23 protein-coding genes are annotated in these 20,630 nt (G+C 61.9%); 15 read left to right on the plus strand and 8 right to left on the minus strand.

The window, feature by feature from the left end; all coding sequences use genetic code 11:
* Positions 1 to 12 precede the first annotated feature (12 nt).
* A complete protein-coding gene (locus tag ACSPX5_RS14600) occupies positions 13 to 1,116 on the plus strand; it encodes a sigma-54 interaction domain-containing protein (protein WP_085710689.1) in 1,104 nt (367 codons plus the stop codon).
* Here ACSPX5_RS14600 and ACSPX5_RS14605 read toward each other — a convergent pair.
* Complete coding sequence (locus tag ACSPX5_RS14605; RefSeq protein ID WP_169431261.1) at positions 1,113 to 1,478, minus strand: antibiotic biosynthesis monooxygenase; 366 nt, start codon at positions 1,476 to 1,478, stop codon at positions 1,113 to 1,115. The genes ACSPX5_RS14600 and ACSPX5_RS14605 overlap by 4 nt on opposite strands.
* A gap of 90 nt (positions 1,479 to 1,568) precedes the next feature.
* Here ACSPX5_RS14605 and soxR point away from each other — a divergent pair, with 90 nt between their 5' ends.
* The 11 genes from soxR to ACSPX5_RS14660 all read left to right on the plus strand — a co-directional run bounded on the left by soxR (position 1,569) and on the right by ACSPX5_RS14660 (position 10,020).
* The gene (soxR, locus tag ACSPX5_RS14610) at positions 1,569 to 2,027 is read left to right on the plus strand and encodes a redox-sensitive transcriptional activator SoxR (RefSeq protein ID WP_439819807.1); all 459 of its coding nucleotides are present in this window, start codon (positions 1,569 to 1,571) and stop codon (positions 2,025 to 2,027) included.
* 150 nt (positions 2,028 to 2,177) lie between these two features.
* Complete coding sequence (locus ACSPX5_RS14615; RefSeq protein ID WP_169431263.1) at positions 2,178 to 2,636, plus strand: VOC family protein; 459 nt, start codon at positions 2,178 to 2,180, stop codon at positions 2,634 to 2,636.
* A 142-nt stretch (positions 2,637 to 2,778) separates the two neighbouring features.
* Complete coding sequence (locus ACSPX5_RS14620; protein WP_439819808.1) at positions 2,779 to 3,654, plus strand: alpha/beta fold hydrolase; 876 nt, start codon at positions 2,779 to 2,781, stop codon at positions 3,652 to 3,654.
* Between the two features lie 222 nt (positions 3,655 to 3,876).
* The gene (locus ACSPX5_RS14625) at positions 3,877 to 5,076 is read left to right on the plus strand and encodes a PepSY-associated TM helix domain-containing protein (protein WP_169431265.1); all 1,200 of its coding nucleotides are present in this window, start codon (positions 3,877 to 3,879) and stop codon (positions 5,074 to 5,076) included.
* A 38-nt stretch (positions 5,077 to 5,114) separates the two neighbouring features.
* Entirely contained in the window at positions 5,115 to 5,615 is a 501-nt protein-coding gene (locus ACSPX5_RS14630; protein WP_243433524.1) for a thiamine pyrophosphate-binding protein, read from the plus strand.
* Positions 5,612 to 5,944 carry a hypothetical protein gene (locus ACSPX5_RS14635; protein WP_207868080.1) on the plus strand — a complete coding sequence of 111 codons (333 nt, stop codon included), beginning with the start codon at positions 5,612 to 5,614 and terminating at the stop codon, positions 5,942 to 5,944. Before ACSPX5_RS14630 ends, ACSPX5_RS14635 begins: the two co-directional genes overlap by 4 nt.
* The gene (locus tag ACSPX5_RS14640; protein WP_439819809.1) at positions 5,941 to 6,516 is read left to right on the plus strand and encodes a DUF6162 family protein; all 576 of its coding nucleotides are present in this window, start codon (positions 5,941 to 5,943) and stop codon (positions 6,514 to 6,516) included. The genes ACSPX5_RS14635 and ACSPX5_RS14640 overlap by 4 nt, the downstream gene beginning before the upstream one ends.
* Before the next feature lie 35 nt (positions 6,517 to 6,551).
* On the plus strand, positions 6,552 to 7,481 hold the full coding sequence (locus tag ACSPX5_RS14645; RefSeq protein ID WP_439819810.1) for a metal ABC transporter substrate-binding protein: 930 nt from the start codon (positions 6,552 to 6,554) through the stop codon (positions 7,479 to 7,481).
* Positions 7,478 to 8,221 carry a metal ABC transporter ATP-binding protein gene (locus ACSPX5_RS14650; RefSeq protein ID WP_439819811.1) on the plus strand — a complete coding sequence of 248 codons (744 nt, stop codon included), beginning with the start codon at positions 7,478 to 7,480 and terminating at the stop codon, positions 8,219 to 8,221. Before ACSPX5_RS14645 ends, ACSPX5_RS14650 begins: the two co-directional genes overlap by 4 nt.
* The gene (locus tag ACSPX5_RS14655; RefSeq protein ID WP_007906536.1) at positions 8,221 to 9,120 is read left to right on the plus strand and encodes a metal ABC transporter permease; all 900 of its coding nucleotides are present in this window, start codon (positions 8,221 to 8,223) and stop codon (positions 9,118 to 9,120) included. The genes ACSPX5_RS14650 and ACSPX5_RS14655 overlap by 1 nt, the downstream gene beginning before the upstream one ends.
* Positions 9,121 to 10,020 (plus strand): metal ABC transporter substrate-binding protein, encoded by a 900-nt coding sequence (locus ACSPX5_RS14660; RefSeq protein WP_439819812.1) that lies wholly within the window; start codon positions 9,121 to 9,123, stop codon positions 10,018 to 10,020.
* 83 nt (positions 10,021 to 10,103) lie between these two features.
* Here the strand turns inward: ACSPX5_RS14660 and ACSPX5_RS14665 are convergent, their stop codons facing one another.
* The 5 genes from ACSPX5_RS14665 to ACSPX5_RS14685 all read right to left on the minus strand — a co-directional run bounded on the left by ACSPX5_RS14665 (position 10,104) and on the right by ACSPX5_RS14685 (position 14,555).
* The gene (locus ACSPX5_RS14665; RefSeq protein ID WP_169431272.1) at positions 10,104 to 10,328 is read right to left on the minus strand and encodes an MbtH family protein; all 225 of its coding nucleotides are present in this window, start codon (positions 10,326 to 10,328) and stop codon (positions 10,104 to 10,106) included.
* 83 nt (positions 10,329 to 10,411) lie between these two features.
* Entirely contained in the window at positions 10,412 to 11,824 is a 1,413-nt protein-coding gene (locus ACSPX5_RS14670) for an aspartate aminotransferase family protein (RefSeq protein ID WP_207868085.1), read from the minus strand.
* 143 nt (positions 11,825 to 11,967) lie between these two features.
* A complete protein-coding gene (locus ACSPX5_RS14675) occupies positions 11,968 to 12,453 on the minus strand; it encodes a GNAT family N-acetyltransferase (RefSeq protein ID WP_169431274.1) in 486 nt (161 codons plus the stop codon).
* Positions 12,454 to 12,552: 99 nt separating this feature from the next.
* The gene (locus ACSPX5_RS14680) at positions 12,553 to 13,875 is read right to left on the minus strand and encodes an ATP-binding protein (protein ID WP_207868088.1); all 1,323 of its coding nucleotides are present in this window, start codon (positions 13,873 to 13,875) and stop codon (positions 12,553 to 12,555) included.
* Positions 13,875 to 14,555 carry a response regulator gene (locus ACSPX5_RS14685; RefSeq protein ID WP_114884486.1) on the minus strand — a complete coding sequence of 227 codons (681 nt, stop codon included), beginning with the start codon at positions 14,553 to 14,555 and terminating at the stop codon, positions 13,875 to 13,877. Before ACSPX5_RS14685 ends, ACSPX5_RS14680 begins: the two co-directional genes overlap by 1 nt.
* A 153-nt stretch (positions 14,556 to 14,708) precedes the next feature.
* Here ACSPX5_RS14685 and dsbD point away from each other — a divergent pair, with 153 nt between their 5' ends.
* The 3 genes from dsbD to dsbG are packed head-to-tail and all read left to right on the plus strand — an operon-like array spanning position 14,709 to position 18,060.
* Positions 14,709 to 16,442 (plus strand): protein-disulfide reductase DsbD, encoded by a 1,734-nt coding sequence (gene dsbD, locus ACSPX5_RS14690; RefSeq protein ID WP_439819813.1) that lies wholly within the window; start codon positions 14,709 to 14,711, stop codon positions 16,440 to 16,442.
* Entirely contained in the window at positions 16,442 to 17,314 is an 873-nt protein-coding gene (locus tag ACSPX5_RS14695) for a TlpA disulfide reductase family protein (protein ID WP_169431277.1), read from the plus strand. Before dsbD ends, ACSPX5_RS14695 begins: the two co-directional genes overlap by 1 nt.
* A complete protein-coding gene (gene dsbG / locus ACSPX5_RS14700) occupies positions 17,290 to 18,060 on the plus strand; it encodes a thiol:disulfide interchange protein DsbG (RefSeq protein WP_439819814.1) in 771 nt (256 codons plus the stop codon). The genes ACSPX5_RS14695 and dsbG overlap by 25 nt, the downstream gene beginning before the upstream one ends.
* A gap of 48 nt (positions 18,061 to 18,108) precedes the next feature.
* On the opposite strand, the gene ACSPX5_RS14705 is transcribed toward dsbG, so the two are convergent.
* Both ACSPX5_RS14705 and ACSPX5_RS14710 read right to left on the minus strand, forming a co-directional pair.
* Positions 18,109 to 19,632 (minus strand): hypothetical protein, encoded by a 1,524-nt coding sequence (locus ACSPX5_RS14705; protein WP_439819815.1) that lies wholly within the window; start codon positions 19,630 to 19,632, stop codon positions 18,109 to 18,111.
* A gap of 121 nt (positions 19,633 to 19,753) precedes the next feature.
* Positions 19,754 to 20,578: an alpha/beta fold hydrolase gene (locus tag ACSPX5_RS14710; protein ID WP_169431280.1), complete on the minus strand. Its 825-nt coding sequence runs from the start codon at positions 20,576 to 20,578 to the stop codon at positions 19,754 to 19,756.
* Positions 20,579 to 20,630 lie beyond the last annotated feature (52 nt).

Genomic DNA, 20,630 nt, shown 5'->3' on the forward strand with positions numbered 1-20,630 from the left:
GGAGCGAGACCCATGCAACTGCTGACCCTGCCGCCCTCACCCGCCCTGGCCACTTCGATTCGCGCCACCGCTCAGGTCTTCGAAGACCCGAAGTCCCAGGCCCTGCTCGCGCATCTGCAACAAGTCGCGCCGAGCGAAGCCAGCGTGCTGATCATCGGCGAAACCGGCACCGGCAAGGAGTTGGTGGCGCGGCACATCCATAACCTCAGCAACCGGCGCAACCGGCCGTTCATTGCGGTGAACTGCGGGGCGTTTTCCGAATCGCTGGTGGAAGCCGAACTGTTCGGCCATGAAAAAGGCGCCTTCACCGGCGCTCTCAGCGCCAAGGCCGGGTGGTTTGAAGAGGCGGATGGCGGCACGTTGTTCCTCGATGAAATCGGCGATCTGCCGATGGCCATCCAGGTCAAATTGCTGCGGGTGTTGCAGGAACGCGAAGTGGTGCGACTCGGTTCGCGCAAGAGTATTCCCATCGATGTCCGAGTGCTCGCCGCGACCAACGTGCAACTGGAGAAAGCCATCAACGCCGGGCATTTTCGCGAGGATCTGTATTACCGGCTGAACGTGGTCAATCTGGAGCTGAGCCCGTTGCGCGAGCGGCCCGGCGACATCCTGCCGCTGACCCGGCATTTCATCGAGGCCTACAGTCAGCGTCTGGGTTACGGGCGCATCACCATCAGCCCCGGCGCCGAACACAAGCTGCGCGGCTACAGTTGGCCGGGCAACATCCGCGAACTGGAAAACGTCATCCACCACACGCTGCTGATTTGCCGCAACGGCGTGATCGAGCGCGATGATCTGCGCCTGTCGAACTTGCGCATTGACCGTCCGGACGATCAGCACGGCAGCGTCGACGACTCACCGGAAGCGCTGCTCGAACGTGCCTTCCAGAAACTCTTCGAACAACAGGCCGGCGCCCTGCATGAAAAGGTCGAGGACGCGTTGCTGCGTTCGGCCTATCGCTTCTGCCACTACAACCAGGTACACACCGCCGCACTGCTCGGCTTGAGCCGCAACGTGACCCGCACGCGGCTGATCAAGATCGGCGAACTGGCGGTGAACAAGCGGCGGCCTACGGAAAACCTGCAGGGAGAGCGCTTGATCCAGTTGTCGATCTAGCCCACCAACTGGCAGTGCAAACCATCGTCGTGACTGCGGGCGATGCTGCTCAGCACCTGGAATGAACCGAAGGTCACGGTGCGCGCCTGATGGGTGCGGATCAGTTGCCAGAAGTCCTGCTCGCCGGTTTCGAAACTCTGGAACGCTGCCTCCCCCGCCTCGCGGGATTGCCATTGCAGAAAGCTCAAGACTCGCCGACCGTCGTCACTGGCCTGGACACTGGCGCTGACGAAGCCGGCATAACGCTGGGCCAGACGTTCAGTCTGCACCGCCAGCGCCGAGACCAGCGCCAGTTGCTGGCCGGGCTCGATTTCGAATTCGATCAATTGGGTGAAGCTGCGGTTTTTTGCGGGTGCTTGCATGAGATCCCCACTCTGTCAGGTGAATCTTGCGGTTCGAAGGCCTGCAGGGTAAAACCTCGAGTTAACTTGAGGTCAAGGAGCAATTTTCAAATGGTCACTGCGGAAAATCTGCACAGACAACTCAGCGTCGGCGAAGTCGCGGCACGCAGCGGCGTGGCGGTGACCGCCCTGCACTTTTATGAATCCAAGGGATTGATCAAGAGCCAGCGCAATGCCGGCAACCAGCGGCGTTATCCACGGGAAGTGCTGCGGCGAGTGGCGTTGATCAAGGTGGCGCAACGGCTGGGGATTCCACTGGCGGAAATCGGCGAGGCGTTGAAACAGCTACCGGACAACCGCGCGCCGACGGCGTCGGACTGGAAAATGCTGTCGGAGCAATGGCGGCGGGAGCTGGACGAACGGATCAATCAGTTGACGCTGCTGCGGGATCGACTGACCGGTTGCATCGGTTGCGGATGCCTGTCGATGCAAGCCTGTCCGCTGCGCAATCAGGGTGATGTGCTGGGCGAGCAAGGACCGGGGGCGCACTTTCTCGACGTTCCCGACTGAGGACTCGCTCCGCTCCGGCGTCGCGAGGGCTGCTCGTCGGCTGCTCGGTCATGGCGGCGGCACGGATCTATAGTTGAGCGACCGGTAACCCCGGCGAAGCCACACCTTCAACCACCCATAAAAACAGGGCGACAAAAAAAGGAGTACGCCATGAGCGTTCAACCTATTCCCGAGGGGTATCACAGCATTACCCCGTATCTCGGCATTCACAAAGCTGCCGAAGCCATCGACTTCTACAAAAAAGCATTCGGTGCCACCGAAGTCATGCGCCTGAGCATGCCTGACGGTCGCGTCGGCCACTGCGAACTGCGCATCGGCGACAGCGCCATCATGCTTGGCACACCCTGTGACCAAGGGCCATTGAGCAATCCGGACAACGCCGTGTCCGTCGGTTTGCATCTGTACGTGACCGATGTCGACAAGTCGTTCCAGCGCGCACTGGATGCCGGGGCGACGGCCGTGTCCCAGGTCAAGGATCAGTTCTACGGGGATCGCAGCGGTACGTTGAAAGATCCGTACGGGCATCTGTGGTTCCTGGCCACCCGCAAGGAAGATCTGACCCAGGAGCAGATCGAGCAACGGGCAAAGGAAATGTTTCAGCAGGGTTAGCAACGACGAGAGTCCATTCCCGCGCAGCGCGCGGGATGGGCCAACACGATTCATGAACCGTCGAACCACGCTTCACGTCTTGTCATGAACGCCCGGCAATTCCACGATGCAGGCCACCCGCCTGAATAAAGGATCTCCCCCGATGTTTGCCGGATTCGTCAAAGACCAGCGCCACGTCAATGGCGTGGACATCACCTACCGCATCAAAGGCACCGGGCCGGGCCTGCTGTTGTTGCACGGGCACCCGCAGACCCACGTCATCTGGCACAAGGTCGCCGAGCAACTGGCCGAGCACTTCACTGTGGTCGCCGCCGACCTGCGTGGTTACGGCGACAGCAGTCGTCCGCCGGCGGATGAAGCTCATCTCAATTATTCCAAGCGCGAGATGGCCCGCGACGGCGTGGAATTGATGAACGCGTTGGGCTTCGAGCAATTCTCGATCCTTGCCCATGATCGTGGTGCGCGGGTTGCCCATCGCCTGGCGCTCGATCATCCCGAAGCCGTGCAGCGCATGGTGCTGCTGGACATCGCGCCGACGCTGGCGATGTACAGCCAGACCAACGAAGCTTTTGCACGGGCCTATTGGCACTGGTTTTTCCTGATCCGCCCGGCACCGCTGCCGGAAACCCTGATCGAAGCCGACCCTGAAGGTTATCTGCGCAGCGTCATGGGCAGTCGCAGCGCCGGGCTCAAGCCATTTAGCGACGAGGCTTTCGGCGAATACCTGCGCTGCCTCAAGCTGCCCGGCAGCGCTCGCGGCATCTGCGAGGACTACCGCGCCAGTGCCGGCATCGATCTGGAACACGACCGTGCCGACCTCGAGGCCGGCCATCATCTGAGCTTGCCACTGCTGGTGCTGTGGGGTGCCGAAGGTACGGTCGGTCGTTGCTTCGACCCGCTCAGGGAATGGCAGCAGGTGGCCACCGACGTGCGCGGCAAGTCTTTGCCTGCCGGCCACTATCTCGCCGAAGAAGTCCCGCAACTGTTGCTCGCCGAAGCGCTGGCGTTCCTGCGCTGAGCCATCCCTTCCTCCCGCTCACCACAACGCCGACCGGCGTCGTGGTGAGATTGCGATCGCGAAACATTTACTTTCATATCTTTCATCGGGATTTGCTTCGGTCATCCGTCTTATAGAGATGCGGGCCGGTCGCGTAGGCAAAAGCCACGACCGGCCCTTCAGGGACTCCCACGCTGCGAAGCCCGTAGCGTCCAGTCCTCTCACGAATCAAGACCGGTCATCATGTCGAAGAAATCCCGCTCGAAACTGTGGTTCCTGGTACACAGCTGGCTCGCGTTGCCGATCTGGTTTTTTGTCCTGATTGTCTGCGTCACCGGCACCCTGGCGGTCGTCAGCCAGGAAATCGTCTGGCTGGCCAACCCGCAAATGCGCGCCAGCGCACCCTCGGACGATGCGCCCCGCCTGAGCTATGACCAGATCCTCGCCGAAATCAAAAAGGCCGAACCGCAGACCCTGGTGCAGAGCATCAACCGGCCGGACGAATCGCACTTTGCCCTCGACGTCGACGTCAGCTACCCCGACGGCCGTTCGCTGACGGTCTACGTCAACCCGTACACCGGCGTGATCCAGGGCACGGCACCAAACTTCAACTTCAAGGCCTTCACCCGTGCGCTGCACGGCTGGTGGCTGGTGCCGTTCACCAACGGTTTCAGCTGGGGCTGGTATCTGGTGTCCTTCCTCGGCCTGCCGATGCTGGCTTCGCTGGTGACCGGGCTGGTGGTATACAAGCGCTTCTGGAAAGGCTTTTTCCGCCCGACCCTGCGCTTCAATCACGGCGCACGGATTTTCTGGGGCGACTTTCACCGCTTGAGCGGCATCTGGTCGATCTGGTTCATCGCGGTGATTTCGATCACCGGTACCTGGTTCCTGATCCAGGCGCTGCTGTCGGACAACCAGATCTCCATTTCCAGCGAGCCGATCATCCCGGCCATGTCCCGTGAAGCCGTGCCGCTGTCGAGCGACGGCTCACCACCGCCGCGGATCAGCCTCGACCGCGCCATCGAAATCGCCCAGACGAAAATCCCCGGCCTCGAAGCCAGCTTCATCAGCCTGCCGGGCAATGCCTACGCGCATATGGATATCGGCGGCCGCGGCTGGTATCCGCTGATGTACCAGACCGCCACGCTCAACCCGTACAGCGGCGACGTGGCGGCTTCACGGCTGCTGTCCGATCGCACGTCGCTGGAATTCGTTACCGAATCCATGCGCCCGCTGCACACCGGGGATTTCGGCGGCCTGTGGATCAAGCTGATCTGGTTCTTCTTCGGCCTGCTGCTGAGCATGATGGTCCTCAGCGGCCTGCTGATCTGGACCAAACGCACCGCGCTGGCTACCGCCAACGCCCTCAAGCGCGAGCACAAGAAACAGCGCGTTCAGGCGCAACCTGCCCTGCGCCGTGAAACGTCGGAGGCCAACCTGTGAGCAAGTCCACTAGCGTGGCTCAGCCTTCACGGCTGAGCATGATCTGGCACAAATGGCGCTTCCACATCAATGTGCTGTTGCTGCTGATCCCCTTGGGCTTCATGCCCAAATACTTTGCCGACGCCGCGCTGTTCCGTGGCGACAGCGGCCTGGGCGAACGCGAAATTGGCGAGATCCAGGTCGGGCCGTGGAGCCTGCGCCTGGCCGAACTGCGCGACGAAGCGCCGCGTTCCGACGGCCCGGCGGGCTATCTGAAAGGCTTCAACGCCGCCCTGTGCGATGCCTGTATCGAGCCGGTCAAGGCCACCTACCTGCGCATCGGCAAGCCGCGCAGCCTGCGCGCCGCCGGTTCGATCTTCTTCGGCACGCCGTACCGCATGGGCATCCAGTTGCCGGTACCGGAAAAAACCAGAGCCGACGCCGAACTGTGGATCACCATGGAAGGCTGGGACGGCAGCATGCATCAAGCCTCGATTCCGCTGAGCCAGGCCTCACCCGCCACCGTTGCCTGGCTGAACAAACAAGGAGCCAAACCATGAGCCGTCCTTTCCGTCTTGGCATGAGCGCCGCATGGCTGGCGCTGTGTGCCGTTTTCAGTACCAGCGCCCTGGCCCACAACCCGATGTGTGAGTGCAAGGCCATTGATGCCGAACAGATCAAATGCACCGGCGGTTTCTCCGACGGCAGCGGCGCGCCGGGGGTGACCCTCGATGTGATCGGCTACGACGAAACCATCCTGGTGCCGGGCAAGCTCGGCGCCGATTCGACCCTGACCTTCAAGAAACCCGGCGCCGAGTTCTACGTGCTGTTCGACGCCGGCCCCGGTCATGTCGTCGAAATCGACCAAGCGGATATCGAAGCCCCATGACCACGCCGACCACTCAAGTTGTTCGTCCCGCCGGCGCCGGCCATGAAACCCTCAATGTGCTGCTGATGTGCCTGCTGATCCTCACGGTCGCCGGTTCCGTGGTGGCGTGGCGCGGTGTTTCCCACGAGCCTGAGCCGGTTTCCAGCCATCAGCTCGATGCCCGTCGCGACCTCGGCGCCAGCGAGCAAGGCATCTACGCCGACCTGCGGGTAACCCTCGACGAAATCCACCTGTTGCGTGAAGAACAGCAAACACTGCCAACCCCGCAGAACCTGGCGGATGAAGGTTTCGCACCGTTCGCCCAGGACGCCAGCTCTGTGAGTCGTGGCAGCCATGTCTGGCAATTGCTGGCCAATGCCGCCTACTTCGGCAACAGCCAGGCACCGGCCGTGGCCGGCTCGTTTCTGATGCGCCTGAACGCTGCGAATGACGCCGCGCCGGACATCTGGCTCAACCGCGCCGCCGATCTGCAAGCCCCGTCAGACCTGTCCGACGCGGCACTGACCGCTGCCGGATGGAAACAGATCGTCGCGCAATTCGATGCCGGGGTGACCCGCGAACATCGTCATTGAACCCTCGCCTTCATTCGAGAGAAGACCGCTTGCCCATGCCTAGTTCATCTCAACGCCGCTCCTTCCTGCGCCTGCTGCTGATCGGCCTGTGCGCCTGCCTGCTGAGCCCGCTGGCCAGCGCCGATCCGGCCAAGCGCCTACGCATCGGCATCACCCTGCACCCTTATTACAGCTATGTGGCGAACATCGTCGGCGACAAGGCCGAGGTCGTGCCGCTGATTCCCGCCGGTTTCAACCCCCACGCCTACGAGCCTCGTGCCGAAGACATCAAGCGCATCAGCGGGCTCGACGTGATCGTGCTCAACGGCGTCGGCCATGACGACTTCGCCGACCGCATGATCGCCGCCAGCGAAACACCGGACATCAAGACCATCGAAGCCAACGAAAACGTACCGCTGCTGGCCGCCACCGGAGTGGCCGCGCGCGGTGCCGGCAAAGTGGTGAACCCGCACACGTTCCTGTCGATCAGCGCCTCGATTGCCCAGGTCAACAACATCGCCCGGGAACTGGGCAAGCTCGACCCGGACAACGCCAAGACCTACACCCAGAACGCCCGCGCCTACGGCAAACGCCTGCGGCAGATGCGCGCCGACGCCCTGGCCAAACTGACCCAGGCGCCGAACGCGGAACTGCGAGTGGCCACGGTGCACGCCGCTTATGACTACCTGCTGCGCGAATTCGGTCTGGAAGTGACGGCGGTGGTCGAGCCGGCCCACGGCATCGAGCCAAGCCCAAGTCAGTTGAAGAAGACCATCGATCAACTGCGGGAACTGGACGTGAAAGTGATCTTCTCCGAGATGGACTTCCCCTCCACCTACGTCGACACCATTCAGCGTGAATCCGGTGTGAAGCTGTACCCGCTGTCGCACATTTCCTACGGCGAATACACCGCCGACAAGTATGAAAAGGAAATGACCGGCAACCTCAACACCGTGGTTCGGGCGATTCAGGAGTCCGGTGCATGACGGCTCAGGAAAACCTCTCAATCATCAGCAGTGGCCCGACCCTGGAATTTGCCGAGGTCAGCCTGACGCTGGGTCGCACCACGATCCTGGACAAGGTGACCTTCAAGGTGCAGCCCGGCCACATACATGCGCTGGTCGGCCCCAACGGCGGCGGCAAGAGCTCGCTGATCAAGACCCTGCTCGGACAGATGCCCCATCAGGGCCGGCTCAGCCTGCAATGGCCCGGCGAGCCCGGCACCATCGGCTACGTGCCGCAGGCGCTGGAGTTCGACCGGGGACTGCCGATGACCGTCGACGACTTCATGGCCGCCATGTGCCAGCGCCGCCCGGCCTTTCTCGGCCTGAGCAAACGCTACGCCGGCGCCATCGGCGATGCGCTGGAGCGGGTCGGCATGCAGGATAAACGCAAGCGCCGGATGGGCGCGCTGTCCGGCGGTGAACGCCAGCGGGTGCTGCTCGCCCAAGGCCTGATTCCGGCGCCGCAATTGCTGGTACTGGATGAACCGATGTCGGCCCTCGACGAAGCCGGGATCCAGGTGTTCGAACGTTTGCTCGGCGACTGGCGTGCGGCGGGCATCACCGTGCTGTGGATCGAGCACGATCTGGAAGCGGTCGGGCGTCTGGCCAATCGCGTCACCGGCCTCAACCGCCGGGTGCTGTTCGACGCCACGCCGCAACAGGCCCTGACCCCGGAACGCCTGCTGACCCTGTTCTCGACCCATCCACGGAGCGCCGTCTGATGAGTTACGAAGCCTTTCGTTTGATGGTGCAAGGCTGGGCCTCTTCCGGTTACCTGCCGGAAGCTCTCGCCTATGGGTTTGTGGTCAACGCCCTGCTTGCCGGTCTGTTGATCGGCCCGGTGCTCGGTGGCCTCGGCACGCTGGTGGTGGTCAAGCGCTTCGCGTTTTTCTCCGAGGCGGTGGGGCATGCGGCGCTGACCGGCGTGGCCATCGGTATTCTGCTCGGTGAACCCTACACCGGCCCGTACGGCAGCCTGTTCGGTTACTGCCTGCTGTTCGGCATTCTGCTCAATTACCTGCGCAACCGTACCGGCCTGGCACCCGACACTTTGATCGGCGTGTTCCTGTCGGTGTCCCTCGCCTTGGGCGCCAGCCTGCTGCTGATCCTGGCGGGCAAGATCAACGTGCACATCCTGGAAAACGTGTTGTTCGGCTCGGTACTGACCGTGAACGGCAACGATCTGCTGGTGCTGGCGATTGTCGGCTCACTGGTGATGGCGCTGGCCCTGCCGCTGTACAACCGGATCATGCTGGCCAGCTTCAACCCGCAGCTGGCAGCGGTGCGTGGCGTCGCGGTGAAGACCCTGGATTACCTGTTCGTGATTCTGGTGACGCTGATCACCGTCGCGGCAGTGAAAGTCATTGGCGCGATTCTGGTCGGCGCGCTGCTGGTGATTCCGGCAGCCGCCGCCCGGTTGCTCAGCCAGTCGCTCAAGGGCTTTTTCTGGTGTTCGGTGCTGATTGCCACGGTCAGCACGCTGTGCGGGATTCTCGCGCCCATTGTGTTCGATCTGCCGATTCCGTCCGGCGCCGCGATCATTCTGGTCGCCGGTATCGCCTTCGCCCTCGCCGCGATTGCCCGGGGCATCGTCCCCAGTCTGAAAGGGAACCTTGGATAAATGGCTTTTTCATTGCGACAACTGACCTTGGCCATCGCCCTCAGCGGCGCGTTTTCGAGCCCTCTGCTGGCTGCCGAGAAACCGTTGCGGGTGCTGGCCTCGTTGCCCATCACTTATGGCCTGGGCGAAGTCCTGCTCAAAGGCACCGACATCAGCCTCGAACGCGCAGCGCCGGCGAATCTGCCGGGCAGTCGCCAGACAGCCTACTTCACCGGTCGCGGCGCTCCGGCGCTGAGCAAACTGGCCACCGGCGCCGATGCGGTGATCGGCGTGCGCTCGCTGTGGGCCGATGATCCGCTGTACCCGATCGCCCGCCGCAGCAACATCCGCATCGTCGAAGTCGACGCCGCCCGCCCGGTGGACGGTGCCCTGCCCGGCATTGCCGTGCAACCGGGGCTCAAGGTCGACGGTCTGAACAGCCAGCCGTGGCTGGCGAGCAACAACATGGGGCGCATGGCGGACGTGATGGCCGCGGATCTGGTGCGCCTGGCGCCGAAGGACAAACCGAAGATAGAAGCCAATCTGGCGGCGCTGAAACAGCGTCTGTTGAAACTCAGCGCCGACAGCGAGGCACGTCTGGCCAGTGCCGATAATTTGAGCGTGATAAGCCTGAGCGATCACTTCGGCTATCTGATCGGCAGCCTGAATCTGGAGCTGATCGGACAGGATCCGCGACCGGACACTGAATGGACGCCGCAAGACCTGAAAAAATTGACGGCAACGCTCAAGGACAACGACGTGGCAGTGGTGCTGCACCATCGCCAGCCGTCGGATGCGGTGAAAGCGGCGATTGCCGAGTCGGGCAGTCATCTGTTGGTGCTGAGCACCGATGCGGCGGATCCGGTGGCTGAACTGGAAGGGAATGTGGATGCGCTGCTCAAGGGCTTGAGCGGCGCGTAATGCCAGTTGAAAACCCGTCATGATCGACATGAAAAAACCCGCTGACTGTTTCCAGTCCAGCGGGTTTCTTTTTGGCTGAAGACTTACTGTGCTGTCGCTTGCGCTTCCATCTTCTGACGCAGGCTCAGTGGACGCATATCGGTCCAGACTTCCTCGATGTAGGCCAGGCACTCTTTCTTCATGCCGCTCTTGCCCACGGCGCGCCAGCCTTGCGGAATGGCCTTGTAATCCGGCCAGATCGAGTACTGTTCTTCGTGGTTGACCACGACCTGAAAGAGGATGTCCTCGCGGTCGAATACTGACGTCATGCTGTGTCTCCATCGTTGTAAGGGTGGGCTGCACGGCGGGTGCAGCCGGGTATGTAGAAGGAACGTTCGACGCGGCGAAAAATTTACAGGGCCGCGGTCGCCGCACTCAGCGCACGGCCGAAGATCTCGGCGACGCGATCGATTTCAGCGGCGGTGATCACCAGCGGCGGCAGGAAGCGCACCACCGCACCATGACGGCCGCCCAACTCCAGGATCAGCCCGCGCTTGAGGCACTCGCGCTGCACCAGCGGCGCCAGACGTGCGAAGACCGGTGGGTGGCCCAATGCATCCGGCGTACCGTCCGGATCAACCAGCTCGACGCCGAGCATCAGGCCTCGACCGCGAATATCGCCCAGTTGCGGGAAGTCACGTTGCAGGATGTGCAGATGCTCGCTCAGGCGTTCGCCCATGGCGGCGGCGTGATCGCAGACCTTGTGCTCGACCAGGTAACGCATCACTGCGGAACCGGCGGCCATCGCCATCTGGTTGCCACGGAAGGTACCGGCGTGGGCGCCGGGCTGCCAGGTGTCGAGCCAGTCGCGATAGACCACCACCGCCAGCGGCAGGCTGCCGCCGATGGCTTTGGACAGCACCACCACGTCCGGAATGATGCCGGCGTGCTCGAAGGCAAACATCTTGCCGGTACGGGCAAAACCGCTCTGGATCTCGTCGACGATCAGTGCAACGCCGGCCTTTTCGGTGATGCGGCGCAGACCGCGCAGCCACTCGATGTCGGCCGGAATCACACCGCCCTCACCCTGCACCGCCTCGACGATCACCGCCGCCGGCAATTGCACACCGGCCTCGGGATCATTGAGCAGGTTTTCCAGGTAACTCAGGTTGGCCTTCACGCCTGCCGCGCCGCCGAGGCCGAACGGGCAACGGTAGTCGTACGGGAACGGCATGAATTGCACGCCGTTGCTGAGCAGCGCGCCCAACGGTTTTTTCGGTCCCAGGCTGCCCATCAGGCTCAACGCGCCCTGGCTCATGCCGTGGTAACCGCCGGAGAACGACAGCACGGTGCTGCGCCCGGTGGCGGTGCGCACCAGTTTCAGCGCGGCTTCCACGGCGTCGGTGCCGGTCGGGCCGCAGAACTGGATTTTCGCCTGGGAAGCCAGCGCCGGGGGCAACAGGCCGAACAGGTCCTGAACGAATTGATCCTTCACCGGCGTGGTCAGGTCCAGGGTGTGCAGCGGCAGCTCATCGGCCAGCACCTGCTGGATCGCCTCGATCACCACCGGGTGGTTGTGCCCCAGCGCCAGGGTGCCCGCACCGGCCAGGCAATCGATGAACGTGCGGCCTTCAACGTCCTCGACATACAGACCCTTGGCACGTTTGAGCGCCAGGGGAATGCGCCGCGGGTAGCTGCGGGCATTGGACTCCTGCTGGCTCTGGCGGGCCAGCAACGGCGATTCACTGAACTGATACAGCGTTTCAGCCGGCGCGGAGGCGATCCGGGCCGACGACTCTTCGATAAGGCTGGTGGCGACTGACATCTCTCGACCCCTCAATACGCTATGGATAGTGACCAAAACTGCACACCGCACAGGTGCGCGTTCCGGTCGCGGGGCGCACATGCAGGTTTTCCTGTTCTGGAAACGCACCAGCCTCTCGAGGATTTACACCCTTGAGCCAGTTGTCATGCCGACAGCGGCAGCGACTTGTGCATCGGCAGGCTGCGCATGCCGTGGCGGATGAACGGCGGCGCCGACTCGCGGTAGCCCAGACGCCGATAAAAAGCCTCTCCGGTGCGGGTACTTCTGAGCATCGAGCGGTCGCTGCCGCGGGTCCGCAGCCAGCCTTCGAGATCCGCCATCAATGCTCGGCCGGCGCCACGGCGAAACCACTCCGGCTGCACATGACACAGCGTGACATCGCCATCGACAGTGGCCATGCCGACGCCGACCGGTTTGTCCTGCAACAGGGCAATGTTCAGATAATGCTGCGGATCGGCAAGCCAGGCGCTGATGTGTTCCTGAGATTGCTGGCGAATCCAGGCCTCGACGAGGAGTGGGTCATTTCGATGATCGAGCGCGCAGCCGACGCGGATCGAACGCTCGACGATACGGCTGATGATGCCGGCATCGGCCGCAGAGGCCGGGCAAATGTAGATGGGTGCATCCATGGCGCAGTTCCCTCAGTCCATTGAGTCAAAGGCCGGGCGACAATAGCGTTGCGACCGGCCGATGACCAATGCAGAGAGGTTACATTTGATGTGCCGGGCTCAGGCCGGTTGCAGCGGCATGGTCAGCTCGACCCGCAAACCGTCCGGGCGGCTGTCGAAATGCAGGGTGCAGGCACAGCGCTGGACAATCGCCTGGACAATCGCGAGTCCGAGCCCGCAACCGGTGCTCTGACCGTTGCGCCAGAAACGTTGGGTCAGGTGTTGCAGATCATCCGGGGCGATCCCCGGCCCATGATCGCGGACCACGAAACGCACGCGATTGGCGGTGGTTTCCAGACTCAGGTCCACCGCGCCATCCGTCGGCGTGTGACGCAAAGCGTTATCCAGCAGGTTGCGCAGAGCCGCGATCGACAGCACCGCCGGCATTTGCAGGGGCGCAGCGGACAAGTGTTCAGGCAGGTGCAGCCTGATGCGCTGACGCTGGTCGCTGGCCGAGTCCTGAATCGCCAGTTTCGCGACCTGCTCGGCACTGCACTGCACGCCGTCGTCGAACGACAGACTTCCCTCGACCCGCGCCAGCAACAATAATTGCTCCAGGGTCCGGTGCAGGCGGTCGGCGCCCTCCTCGGCCCGGGCCAGAGACTGGTCGCGGGCACTGCCATCGGTCATCCGCGCCACTTGCAGGTGGGTCTTGATCGCCGTCAGCGGACTGCGCAGTTCATGGGCCGCGTCACCGGTCAGGCGACGTTCGCGCTCGATGGTTTTGCCAATGCGCTGGAACAGTTGGTTCTGGGTTTCAAGCAGTGGTTTCAGCTCGCTGGGGAATGACTGCAACTGCAACGGTTCGAGGGAATCGGCATTGCGGCGCATCAAGGCTTCGCGCAAGCGATTGAGCGGTGCCAGCCCCTGGCCGATCCCCAGCCACAGCAGGCACAGGCAGCCGAGCAGCGCCACCCCCACCGGCACCGAGGCCGCCAGCAGGATCGACATGTTCAGGGCTTCGCGCTCGATCACCCGGTCGGCGGTGGTGATGCGCACATCGCCACGGGCCAAAGTGAACGTGCGCCATGGCGCGCCATCGATCATCTGGTCGTGGAAGCCCATTTTCTGCGCCTCCAGTGCCTGTTCCGGGTTGTTGTGGCTGCGGGCGAGGATTTCGCCACGCAGCGAACTGACCTGACAGGCCATACCGCCGGGAATGTTCAGTTGTTCTGCACTGAAGTGCGTTCCGTCGCCCTTGCTCGGTATCGCCGGCAACTGCTCCAGCAGCCCGGCAACCATCCGCGCCGACGCCACCAGCCGCTGGTCGAGGGAAAACATCATCTGATTGCGCAGGTCGCTGAGCATCCAGGCAGCCGCCAGGGCCCAGATCAGCGCGAACGCGGCGCCGAGGGTCAGGCTCAGGCGCAGGCGCAGACTCATCACTTGTCAGGTTCTCCACCATCGGCCGGGCCCAGGCGATAACCGAGACCACGCACGGTTTCGACGATGCCTTTGCCGAGTTTGCTGCGCAGGTGATGGATGTGCACGTTGAGCGCGTTGCTTTCCAGTTCATCGCTGAAACCGTAGACGCTGTCCTTCAATTGCTCGGTGGACAGCACCCGGCCACGGTTGTGCAGCAGGGCTTGCAGCAGGGACTGTTCGCGGCGGGACAAGTCCACCGAACGGCCCGCCAGGGTGGTTTCGCGACTGCTCGGATCGTAGGTCAGCGCGCCGTGCTCGATCAGGTTGACGCTACGCCCGGCCACCCGGCGCAACAGGGTTTGCAGACGGGCGAACAGTTCCCGCAAATCGAAAGGCTTGAGCAGGTAATCGTCAGCGCCGGACTGCAAACCGTCGACCCGGTCAGTCACCGAGTCCCGCGCGGTAAGGATCAGTACAGGAATTTCCAGACCTTGCTGGCGCAGTTGCTGCAACAGTTTGAGGCCATCTTCATCCGGCAGACCGAGGTCGAGCACCATCACGTCGAATTCGGCAACCTTGAGGATCGCCCGGGCCTTGGAGGCCGTATTGACGTGTTCGACCGTCAAGCCCTGGGCCGTCAGCCCGGCGACGATGCCGCTGGCGATCAACTCATCGTCTTCGCAAACCAGTACGTGCATGGTGAGTCCCGTAGAAAAATGCCGATTAGGCGGTTGGCCGATTAAGCTGACATTATGCCCCGAACGCCACAGCGACAAGGGTGCCGCGGTTAATCATCGGTTAATCGCCGCCGCCCATTGTGCTCATCACTTGCACAGGGACAAGGCTCCTCCATGCGTCATATTTTTTTGTTGTTAGCATTTTTGATTTCGGGTCTGGCCCAGGCAGGGAACGATCCTTTTTCGACAAAACCGGAATTTCTCCCGGTCGACAAGGCCTTCGTCCTGACGTCCGAACGTCTGGATTCCGGCGAAACCCAACTGTTCTGGCAGATCACCGACGGTTACTACCTGTATCAGAAACGCCTGAAATTCGATGGACTGGCGGCGGAGAATGCCCCGACCCTGCCCGAAGGCGAATCCCACAGTGACGAGTATTTCGGCGAGCAACCGGTCTATCGCCAGGTTCTTGAACTGAAAATCCCGGCAGCAGCCAAAGGCCAGATCAAGGTCAGTTATCAGGGCTGCGCCGATGCCGGCCTGTGCTATCCACCGCAGACCCGTGTGATCGACCTCGGAGGCAAAGCGGCCGCTGCGGTGGCGGATGAGGCACAGGATCAAGCGCTGGCCAGCGGCCTGCAACAACACACACTGGGGTGGAGTTTGCTGGTGTTCTTCGGGCTCGGCCTGCTCCTGGCTTTTGCGCCGTGCTCGTTGCCGATGTTGCCGATTCTGGCCGGCATGGTGGTCGGCAGCGGTGCCACGCCGCGTCGCGGTTTCGCGCTCGCCAGCAGTTACGTGATCTGTATGGCACTGGTCTATGCATCGATGGGCGTGATCGCGGCGCTGCTGGGGGCGAACCTGCAGGCGTGGTTGCAGAATCCGTGGCTGCTGGGTGCTTTCGCGGCCATCTTCGTGATCCTGGCACTGCCGATGTTCGGCTTCTTCGAACTGCAACTGCCGGTGGCCCTGCGTGACCGGCTGGAGCATGCCTCGCGCAGTCGCAGCGGCGGCAGCCTGATCGGTGCAGGTGTTCTGGGCGCCCTGTCGGGCCTGTTGGTCGGCCCGTGCATGACCGCGCCGCTGGCCGGTGCTCTGCTCTACATCGCGCAAAGCGGCAATGCGTTGCACGGTGGACTGATTCTGTTTGCTCTGGGGATTGGCATCGGCGTGCCCCTGCTGTTGCTGGTGACCGTCGGCAATCGCTTCCTGCCAAAACCCGGCGCGTGGATGAACCTGCTCAAAGGTGTATTCGGCTTCCTGTTCCTGGGTACGGCGGTGCTGATGTTGCGGCCGGTGCTGGATCCTTCGCTGTGGCTCGCGCTGTGCGGGGCCCTGTTGCTGATTGCGGCATATTGCGCCTGGAAACAGTCCGAAGGCTTCGGCCGGGTCGCACAGTTGTTTGGAGCCAGTTCGCTGTTGCTGGGCATATGGGGCAGCTTGCTGCTGGTGGGCGCGGCGGGCGGTGGCGACAATCCGTATCAGCCGCTGCAGATCTACAGCGCCGGGCGCACCGGTGCCGCGATACCGGACGGCCACGAGGCGTTCACCACGATCAAGGACCCCGCGGCCCTGCAACGTGAACTCGATACCGCCAAGGCCCAGGGCCAGTGGGTGCTCATCGACTATTACGCCGACTGGTGTGTGTCTTGCAAAATCATGGAAAAACAGGTGTTCGGCCAGGCGCGAGTCATGCAGGCCCTGAACGACGTGCGTCTGCTGCGGCTCGACGTCACCGCCGACAATGCCGCCAGCCGCGAACTGCTCGGCCGCTACAAAGTGCCGGGGCCACCGAGTTTTGTGTGGATCGGTGCCGACGGTGAAGAGCGCCGCAGCCAGCGCATCACCGGCGAGGTCGATGCCGACACCTTCCTGCAACGCTGGACCACCACCCGAGATGCCCGTTAATGCTGACTTTCACCCTCGGCACCTTTGCCATCGCGCTTAACCACCTGCTGCTGATCAGTGCCCTGGCGCTGGCGACGTTCGTCGGCTGGCGGGTGGCCAAGCGCGGCGGCGATAATCCCGAGTCGGCGCTGTTCAGCCTGTTCCTGCTGGGCATGCTCGCGGCGCGCATTGCGTTTGTCGCTGTGTACTGGGGCCACTATCGCAACGATCTCTGGCAGATCATCGATCTGCGCGACGGCGGCTTCCTCGCCTGGCCGGGGGTGATCGTGCTCTTGCTGGCGGCGCTGTATCGCGGCTGGCGCCGGCCGGGCTTGCGTCGACCGCTGGGTTTCGGTGTGGTCAGCGGTGTGGCGTTCTGGGTGATGGCGACCCTGTCGCTGAACATCTACGAACAAGGCACGCGCCTGCCGGACATCACCTTGCGCAACGCCGCCGGGGAAACCGTGAAACTCACCGATTATCAGGGCGGACCGCTGGTGATCAACCTGTGGGCCACCTGGTGCCCGCCGTGCCGCCGGGAAATGCCGGTGCTGGAGAACGCCCAGCAACAACGCCCGGACCTGACGTTCCTGTTCGTCAACCAGGCCGAAAGCATGCAAAGCGTCGCCACGTTTCTCGAAACCCAGGGCCTGAGCCTGAACAACGTGCTGTTCGACCGCAGCGGACGCCTCGGCCAGGCCGTGGGCTCCATGGCCCTGCCGACTACCCTGTTCTATAGCCCGGACGGTCGTCTGCTGGGCAGCCATCTGGGCGAGTTGTCGAACGCCAGCCTGGCCCGCGCCCTGGAAAGCTTCGACACCCCGGCCTCCAGCCCGAATCCGGCCACCACTTCTTCAAGGAAACTGCCATGCCCCGCCTCCGCCACCTGCTGACGCTGTCTCTGGGCGCCGCCCTGCTGCACTTGCCGTCGGTCCAGGCCGCTGAAGAACTGCCTGAAGCGATCAAGAAGATCGAAGCCAAGGGCGCCAGGATCGTCGGTCAGTTCGACGCGCCCGACGGCCTGCGTGGTTACGCCGCGCAATACCAGAACCGCGGCATGGCGCTGTACCTGACGCCGGACGGCAAGCACGTGCTGCTGGGCAACCTGTACGACGCCGACGGCAACGACCTGAGCAGCGCGCCGCTGCAAAAACTGGTCTATGCGCCGATGGCCAAGGAAGTCTGGGCCAAGTTCGAGGCAAGCAACTGGATTCAGGACGGCAACAAGGATGCCCCGCGCACCGTGTACCTGTTCAGCGACCCGAACTGCCCGTACTGCAACATGTTCTGGGAACAGGCCCGCCCCTGGGTCAAGGCCGGCAAGGTGCAGTTGCGGCACATCATGGTCGGCATCATCCGCGAAGACAGCCCGGCCAAATCCGCTGCGCTGCTGGCTGCCAAAGACCCGAGCAAAGCCCTGGAAGATCACGAGAAGGCCGGCAAGGCCAGCACACTCAAGGCCTTGAAGGACATTCCGGCCGCCGTGCAGACCAAACTTGCAGCGAACATGCAATTGATGGAAGACCTGGAATTGCAGGCCACCCCGGCGATCTTCTACATGGACGACAAGGGTGAACTGCAACAACAGCAAGGCGCGCCGACGCCGGACAAACTGGCGAAGATTCTCGGCCCGAAATAATGAAAAAAGCCCACTCTCAGGAGCGGGCATTGATTGTGGCTCGAACAATCAACCGCACTTTATGAAGTGGTCGAGAAAGCTATAGTCCTCGCATGTCACTTTCATGGACTTGATGCGTGTTTGCGGTGGCGCCACAAAGTCGATCAATTGATGCAAGGCGCCGCCCTGGTTCAGGCCGTGGTAATCCTTGCTTCCCAGGGATACACCACTGACATCAAAGTATTCGACGGTGCCTTTAAGATGCAGGTGGGCCCAAGTGAACGAAATTCGATCGTAGTCCGCCTTGAATTCAAACTGAATCTGTTGAGGCGGCGATGTGTTGGCCGAGTTGATACACATGCCAAAAGAGAGTTCTTCAATGAACCCGATAGTGTTGTAGCCAAAACGCATGATGCCTGCCGATCCCGCCCCGTCCAGCAGCGTGATCGACATGGTGGGCAAGGTGAAAGTGTAATTGTCAGCGGCGCTGACAAGTTTTATTTCGTGATTATCAAAATTTTCCTCATGAACATAGCGCTGCTTCTGCACCGTTACTCGAGTGATGGGTGATGGCCGATCGATACCCTCCCGCGAGACGATGTAGCTCGCGTCAACCGTTTTACCTTCATTGGCAGCCACTGCCGATGCACTCACGGTGACTGTAACCTCGCCTGATGAATTGCCATCTATCGCTTTCAGTTCAGGTGACCCCTCGCCCGCAGCGCCACGCCACAACGGCATGATCCTGTCGGTAGGGCGCATGTCCTTGTACTTGATGACCATCATCGCCTCGTCCAGGACCAGTTCCGGATTCAGCACCTGATGCTGTGTCTGTTTGACAGTCGGTGCCAGTAAATCGGTGTCGGATTTCAGCAAAAGTGCTGTCCAGCGCGGAAATTCATGCGCGGTGCCAATATCCGGATTGTTGTCGAACGTGACAAACACATGTAGCGTCAGTGCCGATTTATCGTCAAGCTGAGTCAAAAAGTTTCGATCAATAGTCAATTCCAGACCGTTGCTCACCTGCTCGGATGTCACTTCCAGCGCCTTGACCAATTCAAGCGTTTCGTGGGTTGGATAATTGCGCTGTCCGACAACGTTGATCCAGATGAGCTGCCCCGGCGCGATGAACAACCAAGGTAAAAGCCGAACACGCGCGTTGCCTGAAAACCTGCGCATGTCCAGAAATTCAGTACTTTCGATCTTGACGGCATCGGTTAACTGCGGTTTCGGCAACTCCTCGGGAGAAATGTGTTCTACCGTCAGCTCAAGTGTATGGGAAAGCTGCACTTCTTCATTCAAGCTTGCCTCGTACCAGATTTTCACGGTTTGACCGACAGACTTACCGATAACCGACGCAGGGATCAAAACCTCAGCGGGAAGCGAAGCCTCCTTCGACTGAGTGGTAAATTTCTCGATATGGCCGGACCTTGCCCAGAAGAGCCCGACACTATGTTCCGTAGTGAGCCCTGGAAAAACGATTTTTACGGTTGTACCGCCCAGAACCTTGGCAGGTTGTAATGTTGAGTTGTGCGAAGCATCAGATACCAATGGAACCGGAAGCTCAGGAACATTTGCTGATTGGCTGGACATGACGACTCTCCTGTCGGCGATCACACGATTCAGCCCACAATGGGCAAAACCATTTAATGCCTGCTCAAGAAGAGCGCGCTACTGTCAGAGTTGACAGTAGCGCGGGACGCAGAAAGGTGATTCAGTCGACGGAAGGGTTCTGTTCAGACAAAAAGGTAAACAACACCTCCGTCACAAACCCGGGATTCTCCAGATTGGAGATATGCCCCGCTTCCGGCACCAGCACACACGAACAGCCAATCAACTCAGCCATTTCCCGTGCTTCCGACGGCGGGCGTGGCTTGTCCTGGTCGCCGCAGACCACCAGTGTGGTCGCCGCATTCAGCTCTCCCAGACGCGGCAACAGGTCATCACGGCCAAAGGTGATGCGCCCCATCGGCACGATGCTCTCGCGCAGGCGTTCAGCTGAATAGCCGGCGAGTTTTGCGCGGAAATCCTGATACAGCGCCGACTCTTTATCGATGCCCGGGCGGAAGAAAATCGGCACCACGATATCCAGCAGTGGCTCGGAGATCCCGCCGCTTTCCTCGATCTGTTTGAACAGCGAGAAGTAGTACTGGCGAGTCGGCTCCGGCTCGACGCCGACGTAAGTGTCCATCAGCACCAGACCGTTGAGCCGCTGCGGCGCCGACAGTGCCAGGCGCACGCCCCACATGCCGCCGACCGACAGCCCGACCAGCGTCACCCGGTCGATGTCCAGATGATCGAGCAAGGCCAGCGCCTGGCGTGCGATGTCATCCAGTGATGTGGTGCCTTCAGGCAAACGCCCCGATTCACCATGGCCCCAGAGGTCCAGCGCAATCACCCGATAGTGAGGCGACAGCGCTGCGATCTGCGGCGCCCACATGGCCTGGTCCCACAGGTAACTGCCGGCCAGCAATACCGCCGGGCCCGTGCCTTGATCAATGTAGTGAAGCGCCTGTCCGTCAACCGTGAAAAAAGGCATCGATAACCCCCGTGGCAAAGAAACTGGAGCCCGAAGACTGAGCGGACCGGCC

Origin of the sequence: Pseudomonas sp. HLG18 (genome assembly GCF_051903985.1) — a bacterium.
GTDB lineage: Bacteria > Pseudomonadota > Gammaproteobacteria > Pseudomonadales > Pseudomonadaceae > Aquipseudomonas > Aquipseudomonas fluorescens_BT.

Bases quoted from the DNA above. Each gene is read 5' to 3' on its own strand.
- ACSPX5_RS14600 (WP_085710689.1), top strand. From the start codon at position 13: ATGCAACTGCTGACCCTGCCGCCCTCACCCGCCCTGGCCACTTCGATT.
- ACSPX5_RS14605 (WP_169431261.1), bottom strand. From the start codon at position 1,478: ATGCAAGCACCCGCAAAAAACCGCAGCTTCACCCAATTGATCGAATTC.
- soxR (WP_439819807.1), top strand. From the start codon at position 1,569: ATGGTCACTGCGGAAAATCTGCACAGACAACTCAGCGTCGGCGAAGTC.
- ACSPX5_RS14615 (WP_169431263.1), top strand. From the start codon at position 2,178: ATGAGCGTTCAACCTATTCCCGAGGGGTATCACAGCATTACCCCGTAT.
- ACSPX5_RS14620 (WP_439819808.1), top strand. From the start codon at position 2,779: ATGTTTGCCGGATTCGTCAAAGACCAGCGCCACGTCAATGGCGTGGAC.
- ACSPX5_RS14625 (WP_169431265.1), top strand. From the start codon at position 3,877: ATGTCGAAGAAATCCCGCTCGAAACTGTGGTTCCTGGTACACAGCTGG.
- ACSPX5_RS14630 (WP_243433524.1), top strand. From the start codon at position 5,115: ATGATCTGGCACAAATGGCGCTTCCACATCAATGTGCTGTTGCTGCTG.
- ACSPX5_RS14635 (WP_207868080.1), top strand. From the start codon at position 5,612: ATGAGCCGTCCTTTCCGTCTTGGCATGAGCGCCGCATGGCTGGCGCTG.
- ACSPX5_RS14640 (WP_439819809.1), top strand. From the start codon at position 5,941: ATGACCACGCCGACCACTCAAGTTGTTCGTCCCGCCGGCGCCGGCCAT.
- ACSPX5_RS14645 (WP_439819810.1), top strand. From the start codon at position 6,552: ATGCCTAGTTCATCTCAACGCCGCTCCTTCCTGCGCCTGCTGCTGATC.
- ACSPX5_RS14650 (WP_439819811.1), top strand. From the start codon at position 7,478: ATGACGGCTCAGGAAAACCTCTCAATCATCAGCAGTGGCCCGACCCTG.
- ACSPX5_RS14655 (WP_007906536.1), top strand. From the start codon at position 8,221: ATGAGTTACGAAGCCTTTCGTTTGATGGTGCAAGGCTGGGCCTCTTCC.
- ACSPX5_RS14660 (WP_439819812.1), top strand. From the start codon at position 9,121: ATGGCTTTTTCATTGCGACAACTGACCTTGGCCATCGCCCTCAGCGGC.
- ACSPX5_RS14665 (WP_169431272.1), bottom strand. From the start codon at position 10,328: ATGACGTCAGTATTCGACCGCGAGGACATCCTCTTTCAGGTCGTGGTC.
- ACSPX5_RS14670 (WP_207868085.1), bottom strand. From the start codon at position 11,824: ATGTCAGTCGCCACCAGCCTTATCGAAGAGTCGTCGGCCCGGATCGCC.
- ACSPX5_RS14675 (WP_169431274.1), bottom strand. From the start codon at position 12,453: ATGGATGCACCCATCTACATTTGCCCGGCCTCTGCGGCCGATGCCGGC.
- ACSPX5_RS14680 (WP_207868088.1), bottom strand. From the start codon at position 13,875: ATGAGTCTGCGCCTGCGCCTGAGCCTGACCCTCGGCGCCGCGTTCGCG.
- ACSPX5_RS14685 (WP_114884486.1), bottom strand. From the start codon at position 14,555: ATGCACGTACTGGTTTGCGAAGACGATGAGTTGATCGCCAGCGGCATC.
- dsbD (WP_439819813.1), top strand. From the start codon at position 14,709: ATGCGTCATATTTTTTTGTTGTTAGCATTTTTGATTTCGGGTCTGGCC.
- ACSPX5_RS14695 (WP_169431277.1), top strand. From the start codon at position 16,442: ATGCTGACTTTCACCCTCGGCACCTTTGCCATCGCGCTTAACCACCTG.
- dsbG (WP_439819814.1), top strand. From the start codon at position 17,290: ATGCCCCGCCTCCGCCACCTGCTGACGCTGTCTCTGGGCGCCGCCCTG.
- ACSPX5_RS14705 (WP_439819815.1), bottom strand. From the start codon at position 19,632: ATGTCCAGCCAATCAGCAAATGTTCCTGAGCTTCCGGTTCCATTGGTA.
- ACSPX5_RS14710 (WP_169431280.1), bottom strand. From the start codon at position 20,578: ATGCCTTTTTTCACGGTTGACGGACAGGCGCTTCACTACATTGATCAA.